Source organism: Pectobacterium sp. CFBP8739, from assembly GCF_013449375.1.
Lineage (GTDB): Bacteria > Pseudomonadota > Gammaproteobacteria > Enterobacterales > Enterobacteriaceae > Pectobacterium.
This window is the reverse complement of record NZ_JACDRR010000005.1, coordinates 370,540-391,175: the sequence shown is the minus strand read 5'-3', so window position 1 is coordinate 391,175 and position 20,636 is coordinate 370,540. Positions and strand designations below refer to the sequence as shown.

The following is a 20,636-nucleotide window of genomic DNA, read 5'->3' as shown; positions in this document are numbered from 1 at the left end:
ATTGTGAGAGATGTCTCTTATACGAAAGGAGCGTAAGCGATATGAGCACAAAATCAGAACGACGTTGGAAGCTGGCAAGTTTGGTCTTATTGACTGTTCTGGCGGTATTATTGGTGTTACTGGTTAAAACCAGTTAATTTCTGGTGTAACGAAAAGTTAGTCTATAAATAATTTCTATTATGTAATGTATTAATGCAAAAGATATAGATAGCATAAAAATGACAATCGATTTTAAACATTGATATAAGCGTGGCTGCTGTCGGGCACGCTTGTTGTTAATGTTCAATATCCCTTCGTGGTTGCACACCAATTATAGCTTTTTGTTATGATTGCTGGTGCGCCTGTGCCAGAAATGGGACGACTGTCGCGTATTTTTTTTGCATAATAGAATCTGCCGTGTGCTTATTGTGCGGTGTCAGAAGCAGCCTATGAATATAGGCGCCAGCGAACATTATCGTGTATTAATGAATCAGGGATGACGTGAATTTGTGCGGCATGTCCATGACTGATAAAAAAGGCCTTGCCATCGATTACATAGTGTGTAATAACGCTTCTGGGTAAAACGAGGTACAGTTCTGTATATGAATGGCATTTTCAGTAAAGAAGACTTAAGTACAACCTTTAGCGTTGCATGCTGCTTCTCTGCCGATCCTTATCTTAGTGCCTCAAGCAGTAACGACTTTGGTTTGTCTGTATAACGCCTTTTGGGCGGTTTAAACAATTAAAGGAAATATTTGAAATGGCAAAGATTAAAGGTCAGGTTAAGTGGTTCAACGAGTCTAAAGGCTTTGGTTTCATCACTCCTGCTGACGGCAGCAAAGATGTATTCGTACACTTCTCTGCAATTCAAGGTAACGGCTTCAAAACTCTGGCTGAAGGCCAGAACGTAGAATTCGAAATTCAGGATGGCCAGAAAGGTCCTTCCGCAGTAAACGTCACTGCGCTGTAATTTTACAGCTCTGTTGCAAAACCCGCCATGGTGCGGGTTTTTTGTTGTCTGCATTTTATCTTTACCCGTAACGCAATAAAGATGTTTTTAATGAGGAAAATGTGCCGATGAGTTATCAGTGTCCGCTATGCCAGTTACCTCTGGAGCGACACCCGCGGCAATGGACGTGTGGTAAACATAGCTTTGACTGTGCGAAAGAAGGGTACGTCAACCTCTTGCCGGTACAGTTTAAGCGTTCAAAACAGCCAGGTGACAGTGCTGAAATGATGCAGGCTCGGCGCAGCTTTCTGGAAGCCGGTCATTATCAACCGTTACGCGATGCCGTTGCACTACACGTTGACGCTATTGTGGCAGATGACGCCGCTGCGCTGTTGGATATCGGCTGTGGCGAGGGGTATTACACCGCTGAGCTGGCGCAGCGTCTTACATCACACAGAACGATGACGATCTACGGGTTGGATGTGTCCAAAGCGGCGATTCAGCGTGCGGCAAGACGGTATGAAAACGTTGAATTTTGCGTTGCATCTAGCCAGAGACTGCCTTTTCGCGACGCCTCTCTTGATGCTGTGGTAAAAATTTACGCGCCGTGTAACGACGCGGAGCTACAGCGTACCATTAAGGTTGGCGGTTGGGTGGTGACGGTGTCTCCGGGGCCTCGACATCTTTATCAACTGAAAGCGGAAGTCTACGATGAGGTGTTATTGCACCCGAGCAAAGACGAAACGCTCGTCGGCTTTCAGCTTATGGAACAACAAACGCTCGCGTACCCGATGCAGCTATCTGGGAACGAGGCTGTGGCACTATTGCAGATGACGCCTTTTGCCTGGCGGGCAACGCCGGATGTTAGCGAGCGATTGCGTGCCGCTGCCGCATTTAGCTGTGAAACGGATTTTATTATCCGCTTGCATCAGCGTGTTGATAGCGGAGCGGTCGCGTAATCGAGAAGAATAAAAACGGGCAGCGCGATAGTCAGGCTGCCCGTTGATGTGAAATGTGTTTTATACCCTAAATAATTCGCGTTGCGTGAAGGCGGCAACCGCGCGAGTCCCCAGAAGCTTACACAAGTAAGTGACTGGGGTGAGTAAGGGCAGCCAACGCACAAGCAACGTGAAGTATGACGGGTATATCAGGCAGCGTAGCCGAGGTGCTCGTACAGGATATTGCAACCGATACCAATCAGAACCAACCCACCAATCACTTCCGCTTTCTTGCCGAGAATCGGGCCGATGTAGCGGCCAATCATCATACCGATTGTCACCATTAACATGGTGGCAAAACCAATCACCATCGCGGTATGAAAAATATTCACCTGAAGGAAAGCCAGACCGACGCCGATTGCCATGGCATCTAGGCTGGTGGCGACAGCGGTGCAGATCAATAACGCCAGACTATGATTTTTGACTTTCTCACAACGGCAGTCGTCGGAGCCTTTGAGCCCTTCAATGACCATCCGACCACCGAGAATAACTAGCAGCGTAAACGCAACCCAGTGATCCCATTCGAGAATATACTGGCTGGCAAAGAAACCCAGTGCCCAACCGATCAGCGGGGTGATAGCCTCGATAACGCCAAAAATGAGCCCGGTACGGATGGCATCGCGGAAGCGAGGATTATGCAGGACGGCACCTTTACCGATTGACGCGGCGAAGGCATCCATTGACATACCAAATGCTAGGATAAGTGTTGCTGACATATTCATTGTAAATAGCCTCGGCTGGACGATTAACCATATACACGCAGATCATCCCCAACCCGAATGACGATCTTACGTGTCTATGGTCTCGCCTGCCAATCACGCTTGGCCGCCCGCACCACGTCTATACTCCGATGATAGGAGATAAACGAGTATGTTGATACGAGCATTTCTGAACAGTTATCGTGAATATTACTTAATCAGAAATCGGCTACTCCCCAATGACGGCGCAACCTTACCATATTATTTATGCGGTAAACAACACTAAAAGTTTTACGTGTTAATAATGCAATTGATAATTATTTTCATTTGATTGTGGAAGTTGATTAGCTGTATAAAATAACGACAAAGTTATTGGGGTTAAAATACCACCAGAAAATGAGGTGTCTATTCTCGGTTATTTAAAATAACTCTTCTGATAAGTTTACCTCATTGATTCTCAATCATAAATTTATATATTTTTTCTAAATCATCAAGCTGAGTAACCTGTATTAATAAGCGCCGTTTCTCGAGATCGATGACTAATATGCCATCCTCAGATAAATTCATATTTTTAATTCTGTCATAAGGAATGAATATATTCGTATAAAAGAAACCAGTTGATTTAAACATCAGTTTAGGGCGACGAATATAAGCTAGGTAACACGCCATGAAGGCCAGAGAAATCAAAAGATAGGTGGTAAGAATAGTGCCATGACTCATTACATTCTGATAAATAAGAATCCCCACTAAGCCGATGAAGATCAGCGTATCGAGCCGATTCGTCCGTTTCAAAGGGACGAGGAGCTGGGTTTTCCCTTTGAGTTTCGCCATGATGAACTCATCATAGATGGCATAAACCAGTGCTAACGCAATTAACACGACCAGCGTGATATCTGTCATTGTCATCCGTATTACCCTTGCTCGTTAAGCATTCATATCCGTTAAAAAAATGGCCGAGCGTATTAGCACTCGGCCATTGGCTATTACACGCCGAGCAGGCCGATCCAGTATCCGAAGATACCAATGGCGAAGAAGCCCATTATCAGCCACAGTGCGTTCACCTTACGTCGTAACAACCACATACAGCCGAACGTTAGCAGCAGGGGAACGAGCCCCGGCATAAGCTGGTCAAGGATAGATTGAACGGTGGTCACCGTGGTTGTACCGTTCTGGTTCGTCACCGTCGACACCACCATCGGAATGTTGACGTGAGTCCATTTATTGACCAAAGCTCCCATGACGAACAGGCCGAGAATAGAAGCTGCCTCGGTCATTTTTTGCAGGAAACCGCCGCCCATATCGCTGACGATATCGATCCCTTTACGGTAGCCGTAGGCGACGCCGTAGTAGCGTACCAGCAGGCGAACCAAGTTAAACAGGACGAAGAAGAGGACGGGCCCTAACAGGCTGCCGCTCATGGCAATCCCCGCACCGAGTGCGGCGAATACTGGGCGGGCGGTGCCCCAGAATATGGGGTCGCCGACGCCAGCTAATGGCCCCATTAGCCCGACTTTCAGGCCGTTTATCGCCGCATCGTCAATGGGGGCACCGTTAGCGCGCTGTTCTTCCATTGCCATCGTTACGCCAAGTACCGGGGCTGCAACAAATGGCTGTGTGTTGAAAAACTCCAAATGGCGCTTGATCGCCTGTTTGCGTTCTTCCGAGTTTTCAGGATAAAGACGGCGAATTACCGGCACCATGGAAAAACAGAAGCCGAGCGCCTGCATACGTTCAAAGTTCCAGGAGCCTTGAAACAGGTTGGAACGGATAAACACCGCGCGGATGTCGCTGTCAGTGAGTTTTTTGACATTCGTGTTTTCGACCATTTTGCTCACTCCTGTTAATCCAGTTCGTTATCAAGGTCGTTATTGCCTGATGAAACCGGCTGGCCTTGAACCTTGTTATATTTCGGGCTGAGCTGGATATACAGCACCGCCATCACAATACCGATTACGCCCAGCGCTACCAAGTTGAACTGGGTGAACGCGGCGGTTACGAAGCCAAGATAGAAGAACGGCATCAGGTAGCCTGCACGCATCATGTTGATGACCATCGCGTAACCGACGACGACAATCATGCCACCGGCGATATTCAGACCGTTGGTGACCACTTCTGGGATGGAGTTCAGCATGGCGTGTACGGCATCGGTGCCGACGGAAATGGCCACAATGACCGCAGGGATAGCAATACGCATGGCCTGTAGCAGCAGGGCGGAGACATGAATCCAACTAATGGCTGTGAGGTTACCTCGCTCTGCTGCGCTATCTGCCGCATGTTGGAATGCGACTGTGATGGTCCGAACGATGATGGTTAAGACTTGCCCGGCTGCTGCGAGTGGAATCGCCAGTGCAATCCCAGCACCGATCCCCTGACCGCCGGCAATAACCAGAATGGTTGAAATAATGGAGGCCAGCGCCGCATCCGGTGCGACAGCCGCGCCGATGTTCATCCAGCCTAACGCGATCATTTCCAGCGTACCGCCAATAATGATCCCGGTTTTTAAATCACCTAATACTGCGCCAATTAGCGTACAGGCGACGAGTGGACGGTGGAACTGGAATTCATCAAGAATTGAGCCCATCCCCGAAACACACGCGACGAGAAATATCAGCACAATTTGAAGTGTGGTAATCTCCATCGTACTTCTCCTATAAAACGTGTCTGAGTAAAAATTAATCGCCATCCCCGTTGTTTTTCAATGTCAACGTAGAGCCTTCAATGTCAACGTAAAGTTGTCTATGTCGGCATAACGCTTTTTAATATCGACATAAATACCTATCTTGAAAATCGCCAGGTCTATAAAGCTATTATTGATGGTGACGTTCGCGTTAATCGCATTCGCATTGCGATGGGGATCAACGTGGCATTTTGTTAATTAAATCCATCATTTTAAGTCGAGTATCGGTTGAGATTTTCCGAACCTCCAATTCAATGCCGCGTTTATCTAATTCTCGGAATGCAGTGATATCCTTCTCATCGATAGAAACGGCATTATTGACCTGCGTTTTCCCCTGTTTGAATGCCATCCCGCCAATATTAACCGAGGTGATTTTTACGCCATTCTCGATCAGCGTTAATACATCCGTCGGATTGGTGAATAACAGCATCACTCGGTCAGCGGCATATTTTGGGTTGTCGTAAACACGGACGGCTTTGGCAACATCCACCACGTGAGCGGTAACGCCCGGTGGCGCAACCTGAGTCAGCAACGTTTTACGCACGTTATCGGCGGCGACTTCATCGCTGACGACAATAATGCGCGAAACATTGGTTTCTTTCGTCCAACGGGTGGCGACCTGACCATGAATCAGACGGTCATCGATACGCGCCAATCCGATCTTCATGTGTTCACCGGAGCCTGCTGGTGTGGGAACGGCCGTGGCTTTTGGTGGTGGGGGGGGAGAAGGGGGCGCGGCTTTGGGCATATCCTGATGCTTCAGCGCTTTTACGCCGTCCCTGCCGGCTTCCAGAGCGATAGCAACCAAATCGGAAAAGGACGGATTGTCATCCCGGGCCATAAAGGTTTCCGCCAGCATGGGGATATTCACGCCAGCGATAACATCATGGTTTTCTTTATTGGTGACGAGACGACTGGCTGCGTTGAACGGGCTACCGCCCCAGGTATCAACGAGAAACAGCACGCCTTGCGATGTGTCTAACTGCGTGAGTTTTTCCTGATATTTTTCTATCAATGTTTCGGCGTTTTCTCCAGGAACGAAATCGATCCAGGCGATATTGTTCTGCTCGCCAAGGATCATTTCTGCTGTCTTTAACAGCGGTCCCGCAGTGGCGCCGTGAGTGCATAACATGATTGCAATACTCACTTGCTACCTCCTCACGTTCACGATCAAAAAGAGTCAATGTGTCAGGAAACAGGGTTAGCGTTCAGCCACTGAACGTTAACCGTCGCGGTATTAGTATGGCTGTAAGAAAAAAATTCACCGTGGATTCATGACATTCACTGTGTTCCTCCAGGTTGTCAGGCGAGAAATCATGACTGACAGATTTATTTTAGTTATCGAAAAAATAAATAGTGTGATGATGCTCTAATGCTGACCAGTTAAACGGGCGGCGAAAAGGATGCAGAAACGGAAAATTTGAGCATGTTATCAATGCGAAATCGGACGACGAAATTCTTTGTGAAAATTGGTAACAACCTGTTAGAGTAAACGTCCCTTAAATTGCTTAGGAGCACCGGGCATCAGCCCTTCCCATGGACTGTCACCGACAAAACGTTCTCTGTTTCCCCGCTAATGCTGGCGGTTTTCTGTACTCAATTGGTCACTCAGACCACATTCAGAATCTCTCTGATTCACATCAACTCTTTTTATTACCATTCAATGCGGCTCACGTATTGATGTCATCTGCTCGTTCATTTTCTGGAGTCTGACATGGAATTTTTGCTAGATCCTTCAATCTGGGCAGGCTTATTGACGCTGGTGGTACTTGAAATTGTTCTGGGTATCGACAATTTGGTGTTTATCGCCATTTTGGCGGATAAGTTACCCCCCAAACAGCGAGATAAAGCCCGCATTATCGGTTTAAGCCTGGCGCTGTTAATGCGTCTGGGCCTGTTGTCTTTGATTTCCTGGATGGTCACACTGACACGTCCACTGTTTAGCCTTGGTGATTTCAGCTTCTCGGGTCGTGACCTGATCTTGCTGTTCGGCGGTGTGTTCCTCTTGTTCAAAGCGACGATGGAGCTACATGAACGGCTAGAAAATAAAACGCACGACGGCAATGGGAATCGCGCCCATGCGAATTTCTGGGCCGTGGTGGCGCAGATTGTCGTGCTGGATGCCGTGTTCTCGCTGGATGCCGTGATTACCGCAGTGGGTATGGTCGATCATCTGGGTGTGATGATGACGGCAGTGGTCATCGCGATGGGTGTCATGCTGATGGCTTCTAAGCCACTGACCCGATTCGTCAACGAGCATCCAACGGTGGTTGTACTGTGTCTCAGCTTCTTGCTGATGATTGGTCTGAGCCTGATGGCGGAAGGTCTTGGCTTCCACATTCCGAAAGGCTACCTGTACGCCGCGATTGGTTTCTCTATTCTGATCGAGTTGTTTAACCAAATTGCCCGTCATAACTTTATTAAGCACCAATCGCATCGTCCTTTGCGTGAGCGTACCGCAGAGGCCATTCTGCGCCTGATGGGGTCACGGAAAAACACGGACGATCTGGATGCGGATGAACCCCAGAAGAAGCTCACGACAGAAGAGTTTGCTGAGGAAGAGCGCAATATGATCAGCGGCGTGCTGACATTAGCGTCGCGTTCACTGCGCAGCGTGATGACGCCACGTACGGAAATTTCCTGGGTGGATAGTGAAAGTTCTGTCGAGCAGATCCGCATGCAACTGCTGGACACGCCTCACAGCCTGTTTCCTATATGCCGTGGTTCTCTGGATGAACTGATCGGCGTCGTCCGTGCTAAAGATCTGCTGGTGGCGCTGGAAACACAGACCGATGTGGAAAGTTTTGCTGCCGCGAATCCGCCCATCGTTGTACCCGAAACGCTGGATGTGATAAACCTGTTGCCTGTTCTGCGTCGTGCGAAAGGCAGTTTGGTCATCATCACCAACGAGTTTGGCGTAGTGCAGGGGTTGGTTACACCGCTGGATGTGCTGGAAGCGATTGCGGGTGAGTTCCCAGATGAAGACGAAACGCTGGATATCATCCCAGACGGTGAAGGCTGGCTGGTGAAAGGCGGAACAGACCTGCATGCCTTGCAGCAGGTCGTGGATAGCAGCGATCTGGTTGACCCGAAGGAAGATTATGCTTCACTGGCTGGCTTGTTGCTGGCGCACAGTGATGAGTTCCCGAAAGTCGGCGATACCATCGAATTGCACCACCTGCGCTTCCATATCGTTGAGGTTTCCGAATATCGTATCGATCTAGTGCGTGTAGAACGCATTGTGGATGAGGACGACGCTGAAGAAGCGTAATACGATTCACTCAGTCATTGCAAAAAAAGCCCCGCCAATTTGGCGGGGCTTTTTTGTGAACAGAGCTAAAGTTGTGATGAGAACGAATTAATCACACTGTGCATTTAATCACACTGTACTTTGATCGCCAGCCCGCCTCGTGAGGTTTCGCGGTATTTGGCGTTCATGTCTTTACCCGTTTCGTACATGGTTTCAATCACCTTATCCAACGAAACGCGAGGTTCGCTGGTGCGGCGGGTTGCCATGCGCGCGGCGTTAATCGCCTTAACGGAAGCAATCGCGTTACGTTCGATGCACGGAACCTGAACCTGACCCGCAACTGGATCGCAGGTTAAGCCCAGATTGTGTTCCATGCCGATTTCGGCGGCGACGCAAACCTGTTCCGGGCTGGCACCCATCAGTTCCGCCAAACCAGCGGCAGCCATCGAACAGGCCACACCCACTTCACCCTGACAGCCTACTTCGGCACCGGAGATGGACGCATTCATTTTATACAGAATGCCAACTGCGCCTGCCGCGAGGAAATAGCGGATATAAATGGTCGGGCTAACGGGTTCGATAAAGTGGTCGTAATAAGCGAGTACAGCAGGGACGATACCGCATGCGCCGTTGGTTGGTGCGGTCACCACGCGGCCACCTGCGGCGTTTTCTTCATTCACCGCCAGCGCGAACATATTAACCCAGTCCACCACGTTCATCGGGTCGTTGGACAGCTTATCGGAAGATACCAGCATTCGGCGCAGCGCAGAGGCTCGACGTGGTACGCGCAGCGGGCCGGGTAGCACGCCTTCGGTGTTCATGCCGCGATCGATACAGGCCCGCATTGTCTGCCAGATATCGGCAAAGTAGGCGTCAATGTCCTGACGACTGTGCAGTACCAGCTCGTTACGCATCACCATTCCGGAAAGCGACAGGCCACTTTGTTTACAGTGCTCCAGCATCTCTTTGGCGGAATGAAATGTATAAGGAACGGCGACATCCGTGGCGCTGTCTTTGCCAAAATTTTCAGCATCAACGATAAAGCCACCGCCGATGGAGTAATAGGTTTTGCTATAAATTTCTTTATTGTCGGCGAAGGCGGTGATGGTCATGCCGTTTTCGTGCAATGGCAGATTTTCACTGCGGAAAACCATGCCGCCTTCGCGTGGGAAATCGACTTCATGCTGCCCATTGACCAGCAGCAGGCGCTCGCGTTGCTCAACATCGCGGATAAAGCCAGGGATGGCATCAATATCAACCGTATCCGGCATGTTGCCGGCCAGACCCATAATGATGGCGATATCCGTATGGTGGCCTTTACCCGTTAGCGACAGTGAACCGTACACATCGACGGCAATGCGCGTGGTGGCGGTCAGTAAATTCTGATTGATCAATTCATCGACAAATTGCTTACCGGCTTTCATCGGTCCAACCGTATGAGAGCTAGAGGGGCCAATACCGATCTTAAACATGTCGAAAACGCTTATCACGCGAAACTCCTCAAAGACTCAGGGCGGTATCCACATCTATTTTCCGATCGTCTGTGTCCGGATCCTTTATCACAATCAGATAGTGATGCTGCGAATTATCTGCTGTTTTCGGTTCTGGCGAGACATGACCTGAGTTTTAGTGGATATCTACCCAAAGATTAGAATAAAACTCGTCAAATCGCGCTATTGTAGTGTGGAATATGTTGTGCGGCTTTCTTTTTCGCATGAAATAAACTTATGGCATAGCACAATTTAACTTATCTCAAATGGGGTGTAAGTTATTGTAAAATCTATTCTTGAGTGCTTTTTGAACGAAAAGACCGCTTTTACGTTGGGGATACTTAGTGAAAGAAAAGAAGTAGAAACCTCAAAGTCGCGCTATGCGGCTTTAAGTTTAGGGTCTGTCGGAAATCTGCAAGGCGATCTGGTGGATGATGGCAGCCGTCAGCCCCCAAACAAACTGTTGTTGATACCAGGAAAGATAAACCCGATGGCGCTGTTGCTTACGCTCAATATCCAGTGGGTAATAGCGCGTTAGCGCGAAGGCCTCGTCCAACGGCATTTCAAACAGCTCGGCGACTTCGTCTTCATTGGGATGAAAGCGGGTGTGGGCGGCGATGAGCCCGACAACGGGCGTGACCTGAAAACCGCTCACGCTGTCTAACGGCGGTAATACTCCCAATACCTGAACGTTTTCTGGCGGGATAGCCACCTCTTCCTGTGCTTCACGCAGCGCCGTTTCGATGAGTGAACGATCCTCTCTGTCTGCCACTCCTCCGGGGAACGCCACTTGTCCGGCGTGCTTGCGCAGATCGGCAGAGCGTCGGGTCAATAACAGCGTAGGTGTAGGATGGCAAATAATCGGCACCAGCACTGCGGCCTGACGCTGTTGGTGCACTGGTCGCAATGATGGCGGAAGCTGTAACTGAAAGCGCATAATAAAGTCGTTCAGCGCAAAAGCCGTTGGCGGCAAGATGATCTCACTCATTTATTCCGTACCTGAATTGTCTGGATCCTATCCAGCAAGGGAAGAATGCGGCCGACTTTATCAAACGTTTCCTGATATTCCGCCTGTTCTTGACTGTCGGCAACGATACCGCCGCCCGCCCAGCAGTAAATTCTGCCGCGTTCGGTTAATAACGTCCTGATGGTGATATTGGTGTCCATGGTGCCGCACAGGCTGATATAGCCGACGCTGCCGCAGTAAGCATTACGGCGCTGAGGCTCCAGCTCTTCAATGATCTGCATGGCGCGGATTTTGGGCGCACCGGTAATCGAGCCCCCGGGGAAGCAGGCACGTAGCAGCGTGGTGGCGGGGCAATCATCCGGTAGCCGTGCTTCAATCGTACTGACCAGATGGTGCACCGCGGGAAACGGTTCGACGACAAACCGCTCCGGCACGCGGACGCTACCCGGCACCGCGACGCGGCCAATATCGTTACGCAGCAGATCGACAATCATCAGATTTTCCGAGCGATCTTTCTCCGAATTAGCGAGCCGCTCCGCCTGCTGTTTATCAGCCTCTGGGTCAGCGAGACGTGGCAGGGTGCCTTTAATTGGACGCGTTTGAATACGATGATCTTCCAGCCAGAGGAAACGTTCCGGTGAGACGCTGATGACGGTATTTTCTGCTAGACGCAGAAAGGCCGAAAAGGGCGCTTTGTTTCCTGCGGATAACTGTAAAAACGCCTGCCATTCATCGCCATGGTAAGCCGCAGAAAAACGCTGTGCCAGGTTAACCTGATAACAGTCTCCCGCCAGAAGGTAGTCCTGTATTTTGCGGAATTTTTCGCCGTATGCCTCGCGTGACATGTTCGGCTGCCAATTGCTGGTGAGGCTGAAATCGTCTTGCGGAGCGCTAACGGGCGGATTCGCTAGCCAGTCGAGCCGCGCCTGCAGGGAATGATGTACGATCAGCGTTAATGTCTGTCGCTGGTGGTCGGCAACCAGTGCCCAATCGTATAAACCGACTGCCATATCAGGCAGGTCGATGTCCCGTTCAGCCTGAGTAGGCAGCGCTTCAATCTGACGACCCAAATCATAGCCGAACAAACCCAGTGCACCACCCTGAAAGGGAAAATCAGGGTGGGCTTCTGTGGGTAACGCCAACGTATCAAGCTGCTCTTGCAGCAGGGTAAAGGGATCGCCCTCTACGGTATTCGTTACACCGGCACGTGTGATTTCAGTCCTGCTTCCCTGCGTGCACAGCGTGACTCGCGGATCAGCGACCATGATATCGAAACGATTGTGCGGATGATCGGCAAACCCGGAGTGCAGCAACATCGCCCACGGCTGTTGGGAAAAGGGCGCAAAGCGATCGAGCAGCACCGTCGGGTAGTAAGGCAGCGCGTGATGGATAACGGCGGAACCCGTCGCGGTGGCCGAATCGCTGGTGTTGGTGACGTGGGTCGTATTGGCGGCAGTCATGTTTTTCGTGTTATGTCTACTATTGTTGTGTCTAGAGTGTGGTTATGTTGATAACGTATCGATTTCACTGACCTCAGCGTACCACAAAGCAGAAATGCTGGTGTATGCCGAAGCGGACATGCGATGATACGCGCGAATTTATCAACAAGGAAACCACCATGATTGCAGGTATGCCCGCACTGACGCACAAACAGCAGCAAGATGCGGTAGAGCGTATTCAGGAATTGATGTCTGAGGGCATGAGCAGCGGCCAGGCGATAGCACAGGTCGCGGCGGAGATCCGCCAAAAACATCAGGGCGACAACGTTGCGGTGATGTTTGATGAAGATGATGACACCGTTAATGACAACGACGAAGAACACTATTTTGACGATGGTGAGGAAGAGGAAGAGCAGTAAGAACAGTAACTACCTTTCTTCCTCTTCAGATTATCTAAGACGATAGCTTATATTGCCGCAATCGCTTTGATTTCGACTTTAAATTTCGGGTGCATCAATTTAGCCTGTACGGTGCAGCGGACGGGCGCACTGCCCGCCACGACCCAGGCATCCCACGCAGCGTTCATCGCGGCAAAATCATCCGCATCGGCAAGAAAAATCGTCACGTCCAACAGCTTGCTCTTATCCGTTCCCGCCTGTTGCAGGATGGCATCCAGCGCGCCCAGCGCGTTCTCCATTTGCGCCTGTGCGCCGTCATCCAGATTCTCCGGCACGCTGGTGTAATAGAGCGTGTTGTTGTGGATGACCGCGTCTGACCAGCGTGCTTCAGGATTAATACGTGTGATCGCCATGAGGTGGGGGTTCTCCATTGTGGGGATAGTTAAAATAGTGACATCAATCAATACCAGCCGCCAAGCCTAACACAGCAGATTGCGGCACGCTTTCCTGATTTAAGGTGGTAGCGTCGGAGGACTCTTGGCATAATCAGCGCGATATTTTTGCTGTGGCCTGAAACGGTTAGTGACGGCAGACTATGTTTTCCTAACTATGTTTTCCTATGAGAAAGAGAGCAGGCGTGACGAACGATCGGGTAATCGATGATTTTGCGAATGACGGCGCGCTGGCGAAAGCGATCACGGGCTTCAAACCGCGTGAGCCACAGCGGCAGATGGCGCAGGCGGTAACGCGCGCCATCGACGATAAAACGGCGCTGGTGGTGGAAGCGGGAACCGGAACGGGTAAAACCTATGCCTACCTTGCGCCCGCCTTGCGTGCCGATAAAAAAGTCATCATCTCGACAGGTTCGAAAGCGCTACAGGATCAGCTCTATAGCCGCGACTTACCGACGATTGCGCAGGCGCTGAAGTACAAAGGCAAACTCGCACTGCTGAAAGGCCGCTCGAACTATCTCTGTCTGGAACGGCTCGACCAGCAATCGCTGGGTGGCGGTGATTTACCCGCTGAAACGCTAAGCGAACTGGTCAGGCTGCGCGGCTGGTCATCGGAAACGGCGGAAGGCGATGTTACGACCTGTTCCGGCGTCGCGGAAGACAGCGCGATCTGGCCGTTAGTGACCAGCACCAACGATAACTGTCTGGGCAGCGACTGCCCGCACTATAAAGAGTGCTTCGTGGTGAAAGCGCGACGCAAGGCGATGGATGCCGATATCGTGGTGGTTAACCACCACCTTTATCTCGCGGATATGGTGGTCAAAGAGACCGGTTTTGCCGAGCTGATCCCTGAAAGTGACGTCGTGATTTTCGATGAAGCCCACCAGATTCCTGACATTGCCAGTCAATATTTCGGCCAGCAGCTTTCCAGTCGTCAACTGCTGGATCTGGCAAAAGACATCATCATTGCTTACCGCACCGAAGTACGCGATGCCGCTCAGTTGCAAAAAAGTGCCGATCGCCTGACGCAAAGTACGCAGGATTTTCGGCTGGCGCTGGGCGATCCGGGGTTTCGCGGTAATCTGCGCGATGTGCTCGAACAGCCGTCGCTTCAGCGTGCGCTGGTGTTGCTGGATGATGCGTTGGAGCTGTGTTACGACGTCGCGAAACTGTCGCTGGGGCGCTCTGCGCTGCTGGATGCCGCTTTTGAACGCGCCACGCTCTATCGCAACCGCCTGAAGCGACTGAAAGAAGTACAACAGCCGGGTTATAGCTACTGGTATGAATGCAATTCGCGCCATTTCGTGTTGGCACTGACGCCGCTGTCTGTCGCCGATCGTTTTCGCGAATTGATGAAGGACAAGCCTGCCGCCTGGATATTTACCTCCGCCACCCTATCGGTTAACGATCAACTCGTCCATTTCACCGATAGGCTGGGGTTGGATAACGCGAACACGCTCCTTTTGCCTAGCCCATTTGATTATGCCAATCAGGCGCTGCTCTGCGTTCCCCGTCATTTGCCGGAAACCAATCGTCCCGGTGCGGCGAAAAGGCTGGCGACGATGCTGCAACCGTTGATTGAAGCGAATCAGGGACGCTGCTTTATGCTGTGTACCTCGCATCAGATGATGCGCGATTTGGCCGCTGAGTTTCGCGCCATGCTGACGCTACCGGTGCTGCTACAGGGGGAGACCGGGAAGGCGCAGTTACTGTCACAGTTTGTGTCGGCGGGCAATGCGTTACTGGTGGCGACCAGCAGCTTCTGGGAAGGCGTGGATGTGCGTGGCGATACGCTCTCCTGCGTCATTATTGATAAACTGCCGTTTACCTCGCCGGACGACCCGCTGTTGAAGGCGCGTATCGAAGACTGCCGGCTGCGCGGCGGCGAGCCTTTTGACGATGTGCAGGTTCCCGATGCGGTCATTACCCTGAAGCAAGGCGTGGGTCGCCTCATCCGTGACGTTGAGGATCGCGGTGTGATTGTGATTTGCGATAATCGACTGGTGATGCGTCCGTATGGTGCCGTGTTCCTTAACAGCCTGCCGCCGACGCCGCGGACCCGCGATATTGGGCAGGCGATTACTTTCCTGACGCGTAATACATAATTCCCAACTGGCGATTGCTGCATGATTTCACCGATGGCGGGAAGGGCTGCGGCACGGCAGGGGCTTATGCTATGATACGGGTTGTTAAGATTTATTTATCCTGCCTGAGGTTGGCATGTCTACGCGAATTCTAGCGCTTGATACCGCAACGGAAGCTTGTTCCGTTGCACTCTGGAATGAAGGCGAAATTCATTCTCTGTTCGAAATTTGTCCCCGTGAGCACACACAACGTATTCTGCCGATGGTTCAGCAGGTGCTGGCCGACAGCGGCTTGACGCTTAACGATCTCGATGCGCTGGCTTTTGGCCAAGGGCCGGGAAGCTTTACCGGCGTGCGGATTGGTATCGGCATTGCACAAGGGCTGGCGTTGGGCGCGGATTTACCGATGCTCGGCGTATCGTCACTGGCGACGATGGCGCAGGGCGCTTTCCGCCTGACGCAGGCGACGCAAGTGCTGGCAGCCATTGATGCGCGAATGGGTGAAGTGTACTGGGGCTGCTATCAGCGCGATGCTGACGGTAGCTGGCAAGGCGAATCCGAGGAAGCCGTATTGAAACCTGAACAGGTGCAGGCCTTAACCGCTGCGCTGTCAGGTGAATGGACCACGGTCGGAACCGGATGGGAAACCTATCCTGAACTGGTCAGCCATTCTTCTCTGGTGTTAGCGAAGGGCAATGTGCTGCTACCGCAGGCACAGGACATGTTACCGCTGGCCTACCAGCTATGGCAGGCAGGAAAGGCGGTCAGTGTCGAGAATGCGCAACCACGCTATCTGCGCAATGAAGTGACCTGGAAAAAACTCCCCGGTCGCGAATAAACAGAATACCTATTTGGTGCGGCGTATAACTTCTATAAACAGCAACTTATTCGATGCTGAGCAGTCTAACTATCAGATATCCGAAGAGGGGGTTGTGCCATGTTTGTACCCATGAAGCATGTACAGATAAAAAGTGTGCGAATGAAAAATCTGCATCTGCATCAGAAAAAAGCACGACTCTGTCTGATAGCGGCGGCAGCGCTGCTGCTTTCGGGCTGTGTCACGATACCGGATGCGATTAAAGGCACCTCGCCCACACCGCAGGACGATCTGGTGCGTGTCATGAATGCGCCACAGATTTATGTCGGTCAGGAATCACGTTTTGGCGGGCGGGTAGTTAGCATCCACAATGAGGTGAATAGAACGCGCCTGGAGATTGCCAGCATGCCGCTGGATAGTGGGGCGAAACCGTTGCTGGATACGCCATCAGAAGGGCGTTTTATTGCCTATGTGAACCGCTTTCTGGAACCCGTCGATTTTAAAGATCAACTGGTGACCGTTGTTGGGCCGATTGTCGGCACCGAACAGGGCGCTATCGGCGATAAGCCTTATCGTTACGTCGTGATCGACGCACAAGGCTACAAACGCTGGAATGTCGTGCAACGCCTGATGATGCCACCTGGCGGCTACGGTTATGGCCCGTGGGGATGGCGTGCAGGTTACGGCTATGGTTGGGGCCCCGGATGGGGATTTGACGGTGGGTGGTCGGGGCCGGCACGGGTTGAGAATGTCGTGACAGAATAAAATTATTTCGTTCGACGTGAAGAGATCAGGCGACGCAGGTTGCCTGATTTTTTTTGAATAAAGAATAAATTAGTGATCGCTCTCGCAACCTTAACATTGTTTGTTAGCTAACTGGTAGGCTGAGTTAAAATAATGTTAATAACAATAAGCCTCTGAGGGCGACGACGATGCCACTAAAAAAATATCTCGGGAGTGACGTCTTGGAAAAAATTTGGTTATCACGCTATCCGGCGGATGTGCCGGCGGAAATCGATCCGGATCGCTATTCGTCGTTGATTGACATGTTTGAAAATAGTGTGAGGCGCTATGCCGACCGACCGGCCTTCGTCAACATGGGGGAAGTGATGACGTTTCGTAAGCTGGAAGAGCGGAGTCGGGCATTTGCGGCCTATCTGCAAAACCAGCTTAAATTGCAAAAGGGCGATCGGGTGGCGTTGATGATGCCCAACCTGCTGCAATATCCCGTTGCGCTGTTTGGCGTGTTGCGCGCGGGTCTGGTGGTGGTTAACGTTAACCCGCTGTATACACCGCGTGAGCTGGAACATCAGCTAAAAGACAGCGGGGCCAGCACGATAGTCATCGTGTCTAACTTTGCGCATACGCTGGAAAAAATCGTCCACAACACGGCGGTGAAGCACGTAATCCTGACCCGTATGGGCGATCAGCTCTCCACAGCAAAAGGGACGCTGGTCAACTTCGTGGTGAAATACATTAAACGGCTGGTGCCTAAATACCATTTACCGGATGCGATATCATTCCGTCGTGTTTTGCAGGAAGGACGGCGTCAGCAGTATATTCGGCCCGATATTATCAATACCGATTTAGCATTTCTGCAATATACCGGCGGCACCACGGGCGTCGCTAAAGGTGCCATGCTCACGCACCGCAATATGTTGGCGAATCTCGAACAGTGTAAAGGAGCATACGGCGCTATTCTGCAAGAAGGCAATGAGTTGGTGATCACGGCGTTGCCGCTCTATCATATTTTCGCGCTCACGGTGAACGGTCTTTTGTTCCTTGAATTGGGCGGGAAGAATCTGTTGATCACTAACCCCCGCGATATCCCAGCGGTTGTGAAGGAACTGAAACAATACCCGTTTACGGCTATCACTGGCGTCAATACGTTATTTAACGCACTGCTTAACAACAAAGAGTTCCACGAGCTGGATTTCTCAACGCTGCGTTTAGCGGTCGGTGGTGGCGCATCGGTGCAGCAAGCGGTGGCAGAACGTTGGGAAAAACTAACGGGTAAATATCTGCTTGAGGGATATGGACTAACGGAAAGTTCACCTTTGGTGGCCGTAAACCCCTACGATCTCAAGCATTACAGCGGCAGTATTGGGCTACCGGTATCATCAACGGACGTCAAAATCATTGACGATGACGGCAACGACGCTGGGCCGGGTGAGTCCGGTGAACTGTGGGTGCGCGGACCGCAGGTGATGTTAGGGTACTGGCAACAGCCAACCGCGACGGATGAAGTGTTAAAAGACGGTTGGCTAGCAACGGGTGACATTGTCACGTCTGATGACGAAGGATTTCTGCGGGTCATCGACCGTAAGAAAGACATGATTCTGGTTTCCGGCTTTAACGTCTATCCGACAGAAATTGAAGATGTCATCAGTCGCCATCCCAAAGTGTCCGAGTCGGCGGTGGTTGGGGTGGTGAGTGAGGTATCCGGTGAAGCGGTCAAAGCTTTTGTGGTCAGGCGCGATAACTCGTTAACGAAAGAGGAACTCATTACCCACTGCCGCCGAAATCTTACCGGCTATAAAGTGCCGAAAGCGATCGAATTCTGCGACGATTTGCCGAAGTCTAACGTGGGGAAAATCCTGCGCCGTGAATTACGCGACGATAAGAAAGTGAAGAAAGACGCTGCCGCCTGACGATTTTCCACGAAAACGACTGCCAGAGAGCGGCAGGACGCGATATGATGTTTTCACGCCGGTTTATCCGGCGTTCTTTTTTATGGCGATACGGATTTGACTCAGAACCGTAAAGTAAAAACAACCAAGAGAATGACGTTTTGAATTATCAGTTGATCACTTCCGACATCGGGTTACAACAGGCCTGCTCCCAGGCGCGACGCTTTCCGCAGGTGGCATTGGACACGGAGTTCGTCAGAACCCGCACGTATTACCCGCAATTAGGGTTGATTCAATTGTATGACGGTGAACAGCTTTCACTTATCGACCCGTTAACGATTACCGACTGGGCACCTTTTCAGGCGTTACTGCGTGACGAACAGGTCACGAAATTCCTGCATGCAGGCAGCGAAGATCTGGAAGTATTTCTCAATGCGTTTGGAACACTGCCGACGCCGTTCATTGATACACAGATTCTGGCCGCATTTCTAGGTAAACCGCTTTCTTATGGTTTCGCTGCGCTGGTGGCTGACTACATGGACGTGACGCTAGATAAAAGCGAATCGAGAACAGACTGGCTGGCCCGTCCGCTGAGTGAAAAACAGTGTGATTACGCGGCCGCCGATGTGTTCTACCTGTTGCCAATGGCAGCCAAGCTGGTGGCGGATACGCAAGCCGCGGGGTGGATGAACGCTGCGCTGGGCGAATGTCTCCTACTTTGTCAGCGTAAACAGGATATTTTGGCGCCAGCGTTGGCCTATCGCGAATTTGGTAATGCGTGGCAACTGCGTGGCCGGCATCTGGCTTGCCTTCAGCGTCTGGCTGAGTGGCGTTTGCGTAAAGCGCGTGAGCGCGACAGCGCGGTGAATTTTGTTGTCCGTGAAGAGAACCTGTTACAGGTGGCACGTTGCCTGCCGACGTCACTGGGTGAACTGAGCTCGCTGGGGCTGAGTGGCCCAGAAATCCGCTATCACGGGAAAACGCTGCTGGACTGTGTTGCGCAGACGGACGGTATCGCGGATGTAGATTGTCCGCCACCGATCATTAATTTGATCGACTATCCCGGCTATAAAAAAGCGTTTAAAGAGATCAAAGCGCTGATACAAAGCATGAGCGAACAGAGTGGATTATCGGCCGAGTTATTGGCGTCACGTCGTCAAATTAACCGTCTGCTCAACTGGCACTGGAAATTAAGTGGGCAAGATGCAGGAATGCCGGAAATGTTATCTGGCTGGCGCGGCCAGTTATATGGCGATGCGCTGCGTGACATTTTGCAAAGCTATTAATCATCGGTAAGCACGCTTTATCAATACGCCTTATTTGCTGTGATGATGGCATTATGGAAAAAGCAGCAAATAGGGTGATGAAAATGCGGCGAAAAAAACAGAATAAGAAATAAAAATACTGGCTAAATACACAGGTCGTTGTGGAATCAAACGTCGTAATTTGAAGTATGGCGGAATAGTATGACGGGAGTAGTATGAAGGGAAATAGTTATCCCCTGCGTAAAAGCAGGGGATATCACAGCAGAAAAATCATTTAGGCGTTTCTTCCGCTTCCGGTAATGTCACGTTCAACTCAAGCACGGAAATATCATCTCCTTTTTGCTCAAGTTGAACCGTCACCATCTCAGGATCAATCTGTACATATTTACAGATAACCTCAAGAATATCCCGCTTTAACTGCGGCAGATAATGGGGCTCACTATCTCCCCGGCGTCGCTCCGCGACAATAATTTGCAGCCGTTCCTTGGCAATATTGGCTGTCGTTTTTTTGCGGGACAGAAAGAAGTCCAGTAAAGCCATAAT

Annotated in this window: 20 protein-coding genes; 10 read left to right on the top strand and 10 right to left on the bottom strand. The window is 51.0% G+C overall.

Annotated elements, in window-relative coordinates:
- Positions 1-581: 581 nt before the first annotated feature.
- From H0247_RS02545 to rlmA, 3 genes are all read left to right on the top strand, one after another.
- On the top strand, positions 582-698 hold the full coding sequence (locus H0247_RS02545; RefSeq protein WP_085996916.1) for a DUF2627 domain-containing protein: 117 nt from the start codon (positions 582-584) through the stop codon (positions 696-698).
- Positions 699-739: 41 nt separating this feature from the next.
- Positions 740-949, top strand: coding sequence for a transcription antiterminator/RNA stability regulator CspE (cspE, locus tag H0247_RS02540; protein WP_005968829.1), 210 nt, complete (start codon positions 740-742; stop codon positions 947-949).
- Positions 950-1,056: 107 nt separating this feature from the next.
- Positions 1,057-1,887, top strand: a complete 831-nt coding sequence (rlmA, locus tag H0247_RS02535) for a 23S rRNA (guanine(745)-N(1))-methyltransferase (protein WP_180741105.1) — start codon at positions 1,057-1,059, stop codon at positions 1,885-1,887.
- Positions 1,888-2,075: 188 nt separating this feature from the next.
- Here the strand turns inward: rlmA and mntP are convergent, their stop codons facing one another.
- From mntP to manX, 5 genes are all read right to left on the bottom strand, one after another.
- Positions 2,076-2,648 (bottom strand): manganese efflux pump MntP, encoded by a 573-nt coding sequence (mntP, locus tag H0247_RS02530; RefSeq protein ID WP_180741104.1) that lies wholly within the window; start codon positions 2,646-2,648, stop codon positions 2,076-2,078.
- Between the two features lie 423 nt (positions 2,649-3,071).
- The gene (locus tag H0247_RS02525) at positions 3,072-3,530 is read right to left on the bottom strand and encodes a DUF986 family protein (protein ID WP_180741103.1); all 459 of its coding nucleotides are present in this window, start codon (positions 3,528-3,530) and stop codon (positions 3,072-3,074) included.
- Positions 3,531-3,607: 77 nt separating this feature from the next.
- Complete coding sequence (locus H0247_RS02520) at positions 3,608-4,450, bottom strand: PTS mannose transporter subunit IID (protein WP_180741102.1); 843 nt, start codon at positions 4,448-4,450, stop codon at positions 3,608-3,610.
- A 14-nt stretch (positions 4,451-4,464) separates the two neighbouring features.
- Positions 4,465-5,262, bottom strand: coding sequence for a PTS mannose/fructose/sorbose transporter subunit IIC (locus H0247_RS02515; RefSeq protein WP_180741101.1), 798 nt, complete (start codon positions 5,260-5,262; stop codon positions 4,465-4,467).
- A gap of 217 nt (positions 5,263-5,479) precedes the next feature.
- A complete protein-coding gene (manX, locus tag H0247_RS02510) occupies positions 5,480-6,448 on the bottom strand; it encodes a PTS mannose transporter subunit IIAB (RefSeq protein ID WP_180741100.1) in 969 nt (322 codons plus the stop codon).
- A 567-nt stretch (positions 6,449-7,015) separates the two neighbouring features.
- On the opposite strand from manX, the gene H0247_RS02505 reads away from it, so the two are divergent.
- Complete coding sequence (locus tag H0247_RS02505; RefSeq protein WP_180741099.1) at positions 7,016-8,572, top strand: TerC family protein; 1,557 nt, start codon at positions 7,016-7,018, stop codon at positions 8,570-8,572.
- Between the two features lie 104 nt (positions 8,573-8,676).
- Here the strand turns inward: H0247_RS02505 and sdaA are convergent, their stop codons facing one another.
- The 3 genes from sdaA to pabB all read right to left on the bottom strand — a co-directional run bounded on the left by sdaA (position 8,677) and on the right by pabB (position 12,468).
- Entirely contained in the window at positions 8,677-10,041 is a 1,365-nt protein-coding gene (sdaA, locus tag H0247_RS02500; RefSeq protein WP_180741098.1) for an L-serine ammonia-lyase, read from the bottom strand.
- A 394-nt stretch (positions 10,042-10,435) separates the two neighbouring features.
- Positions 10,436-11,029 carry a CoA pyrophosphatase gene (locus H0247_RS02495; RefSeq protein ID WP_180741097.1) on the bottom strand — a complete coding sequence of 198 codons (594 nt, stop codon included), beginning with the start codon at positions 11,027-11,029 and terminating at the stop codon, positions 10,436-10,438.
- Positions 11,026-12,468: an aminodeoxychorismate synthase component 1 gene (gene pabB, locus H0247_RS02490; RefSeq protein WP_180741096.1), complete on the bottom strand. Its 1,443-nt coding sequence runs from the start codon at positions 12,466-12,468 to the stop codon at positions 11,026-11,028. Before pabB ends, H0247_RS02495 begins: the two co-directional genes overlap by 4 nt.
- Before the next feature lie 158 nt (positions 12,469-12,626).
- Between pabB and H0247_RS02485 the strand changes: the two genes are divergently transcribed.
- Positions 12,627-12,866, top strand: a complete 240-nt coding sequence (locus H0247_RS02485; RefSeq protein ID WP_180741095.1) for a YoaH family protein — start codon at positions 12,627-12,629, stop codon at positions 12,864-12,866.
- Between the two features lie 47 nt (positions 12,867-12,913).
- On the opposite strand, the gene H0247_RS02480 is transcribed toward H0247_RS02485, so the two are convergent.
- Positions 12,914-13,258 (bottom strand): RidA family protein, encoded by a 345-nt coding sequence (locus tag H0247_RS02480; protein WP_180741094.1) that lies wholly within the window; start codon positions 13,256-13,258, stop codon positions 12,914-12,916.
- A 206-nt stretch (positions 13,259-13,464) separates the two neighbouring features.
- Here H0247_RS02480 and H0247_RS02475 point away from each other — a divergent pair, with 206 nt between their 5' ends.
- The 5 genes from H0247_RS02475 to rnd all read left to right on the top strand — a co-directional run bounded on the left by H0247_RS02475 (position 13,465) and on the right by rnd (position 20,114).
- A complete protein-coding gene (locus tag H0247_RS02475; protein ID WP_180741093.1) occupies positions 13,465-15,402 on the top strand; it encodes an ATP-dependent DNA helicase in 1,938 nt (645 codons plus the stop codon).
- Between the two features lie 115 nt (positions 15,403-15,517).
- The gene (gene tsaB / locus H0247_RS02470) at positions 15,518-16,219 is read left to right on the top strand and encodes a tRNA (adenosine(37)-N6)-threonylcarbamoyltransferase complex dimerization subunit type 1 TsaB (RefSeq protein WP_180741092.1); all 702 of its coding nucleotides are present in this window, start codon (positions 15,518-15,520) and stop codon (positions 16,217-16,219) included.
- Between the two features lie 141 nt (positions 16,220-16,360).
- Positions 16,361-16,963: a Slp family lipoprotein gene (locus H0247_RS02465; RefSeq protein ID WP_180741091.1), complete on the top strand. Its 603-nt coding sequence runs from the start codon at positions 16,361-16,363 to the stop codon at positions 16,961-16,963.
- A gap of 200 nt (positions 16,964-17,163) precedes the next feature.
- Entirely contained in the window at positions 17,164-18,849 is a 1,686-nt protein-coding gene (gene fadD / locus H0247_RS02460; RefSeq protein WP_180741090.1) for a long-chain-fatty-acid--CoA ligase FadD, read from the top strand.
- Positions 18,850-18,989: 140 nt separating this feature from the next.
- The gene (rnd, locus tag H0247_RS02455; protein WP_180741089.1) at positions 18,990-20,114 is read left to right on the top strand and encodes a ribonuclease D; all 1,125 of its coding nucleotides are present in this window, start codon (positions 18,990-18,992) and stop codon (positions 20,112-20,114) included.
- 249 nt (positions 20,115-20,363) lie between these two features.
- On the opposite strand, the gene minE is transcribed toward rnd, so the two are convergent.
- Positions 20,364-20,633 carry a cell division topological specificity factor MinE gene (gene minE, locus H0247_RS02450; RefSeq protein WP_015840174.1) on the bottom strand — a complete coding sequence of 90 codons (270 nt, stop codon included), beginning with the start codon at positions 20,631-20,633 and terminating at the stop codon, positions 20,364-20,366.
- Between the last annotated feature and the right edge of the window lie 3 nt (positions 20,634-20,636).

Bases quoted from the DNA above. Each gene is read 5' to 3' on its own strand.
- H0247_RS02520 (WP_180741102.1), bottom strand. From the start codon at position 4,450: ATGGTCGAAAACACGAATGTCAAAAAACTCACTGACAGCGACATCCGC.
- H0247_RS02515 (WP_180741101.1), bottom strand. From the start codon at position 5,262: ATGGAGATTACCACACTTCAAATTGTGCTGATATTTCTCGTCGCGTGT.
- mntP (WP_180741104.1), bottom strand. From the start codon at position 2,648: ATGAATATGTCAGCAACACTTATCCTAGCATTTGGTATGTCAATGGAT.
- tsaB (WP_180741092.1), top strand. From the start codon at position 15,518: ATGTCTACGCGAATTCTAGCGCTTGATACCGCAACGGAAGCTTGTTCC.
- pabB (WP_180741096.1), bottom strand. From the start codon at position 12,468: ATGACTGCCGCCAATACGACCCACGTCACCAACACCAGCGATTCGGCC.
- rlmA (WP_180741105.1), top strand. From the start codon at position 1,057: ATGAGTTATCAGTGTCCGCTATGCCAGTTACCTCTGGAGCGACACCCG.
- minE (WP_015840174.1), bottom strand. From the start codon at position 20,633: ATGGCTTTACTGGACTTCTTTCTGTCCCGCAAAAAAACGACAGCCAAT.
- H0247_RS02505 (WP_180741099.1), top strand. From the start codon at position 7,016: ATGGAATTTTTGCTAGATCCTTCAATCTGGGCAGGCTTATTGACGCTG.
- H0247_RS02545 (WP_085996916.1), top strand. From the start codon at position 582: ATGAATGGCATTTTCAGTAAAGAAGACTTAAGTACAACCTTTAGCGTT.
- cspE (WP_005968829.1), top strand. From the start codon at position 740: ATGGCAAAGATTAAAGGTCAGGTTAAGTGGTTCAACGAGTCTAAAGGC.
- H0247_RS02475 (WP_180741093.1), top strand. From the start codon at position 13,465: ATGAGAAAGAGAGCAGGCGTGACGAACGATCGGGTAATCGATGATTTT.
- H0247_RS02485 (WP_180741095.1), top strand. From the start codon at position 12,627: ATGATTGCAGGTATGCCCGCACTGACGCACAAACAGCAGCAAGATGCG.
- H0247_RS02465 (WP_180741091.1), top strand. From the start codon at position 16,361: ATGAAAAATCTGCATCTGCATCAGAAAAAAGCACGACTCTGTCTGATA.
- H0247_RS02495 (WP_180741097.1), bottom strand. From the start codon at position 11,029: ATGAGTGAGATCATCTTGCCGCCAACGGCTTTTGCGCTGAACGACTTT.
- H0247_RS02480 (WP_180741094.1), bottom strand. From the start codon at position 13,258: ATGGCGATCACACGTATTAATCCTGAAGCACGCTGGTCAGACGCGGTC.
- H0247_RS02525 (WP_180741103.1), bottom strand. From the start codon at position 3,530: ATGACAATGACAGATATCACGCTGGTCGTGTTAATTGCGTTAGCACTG.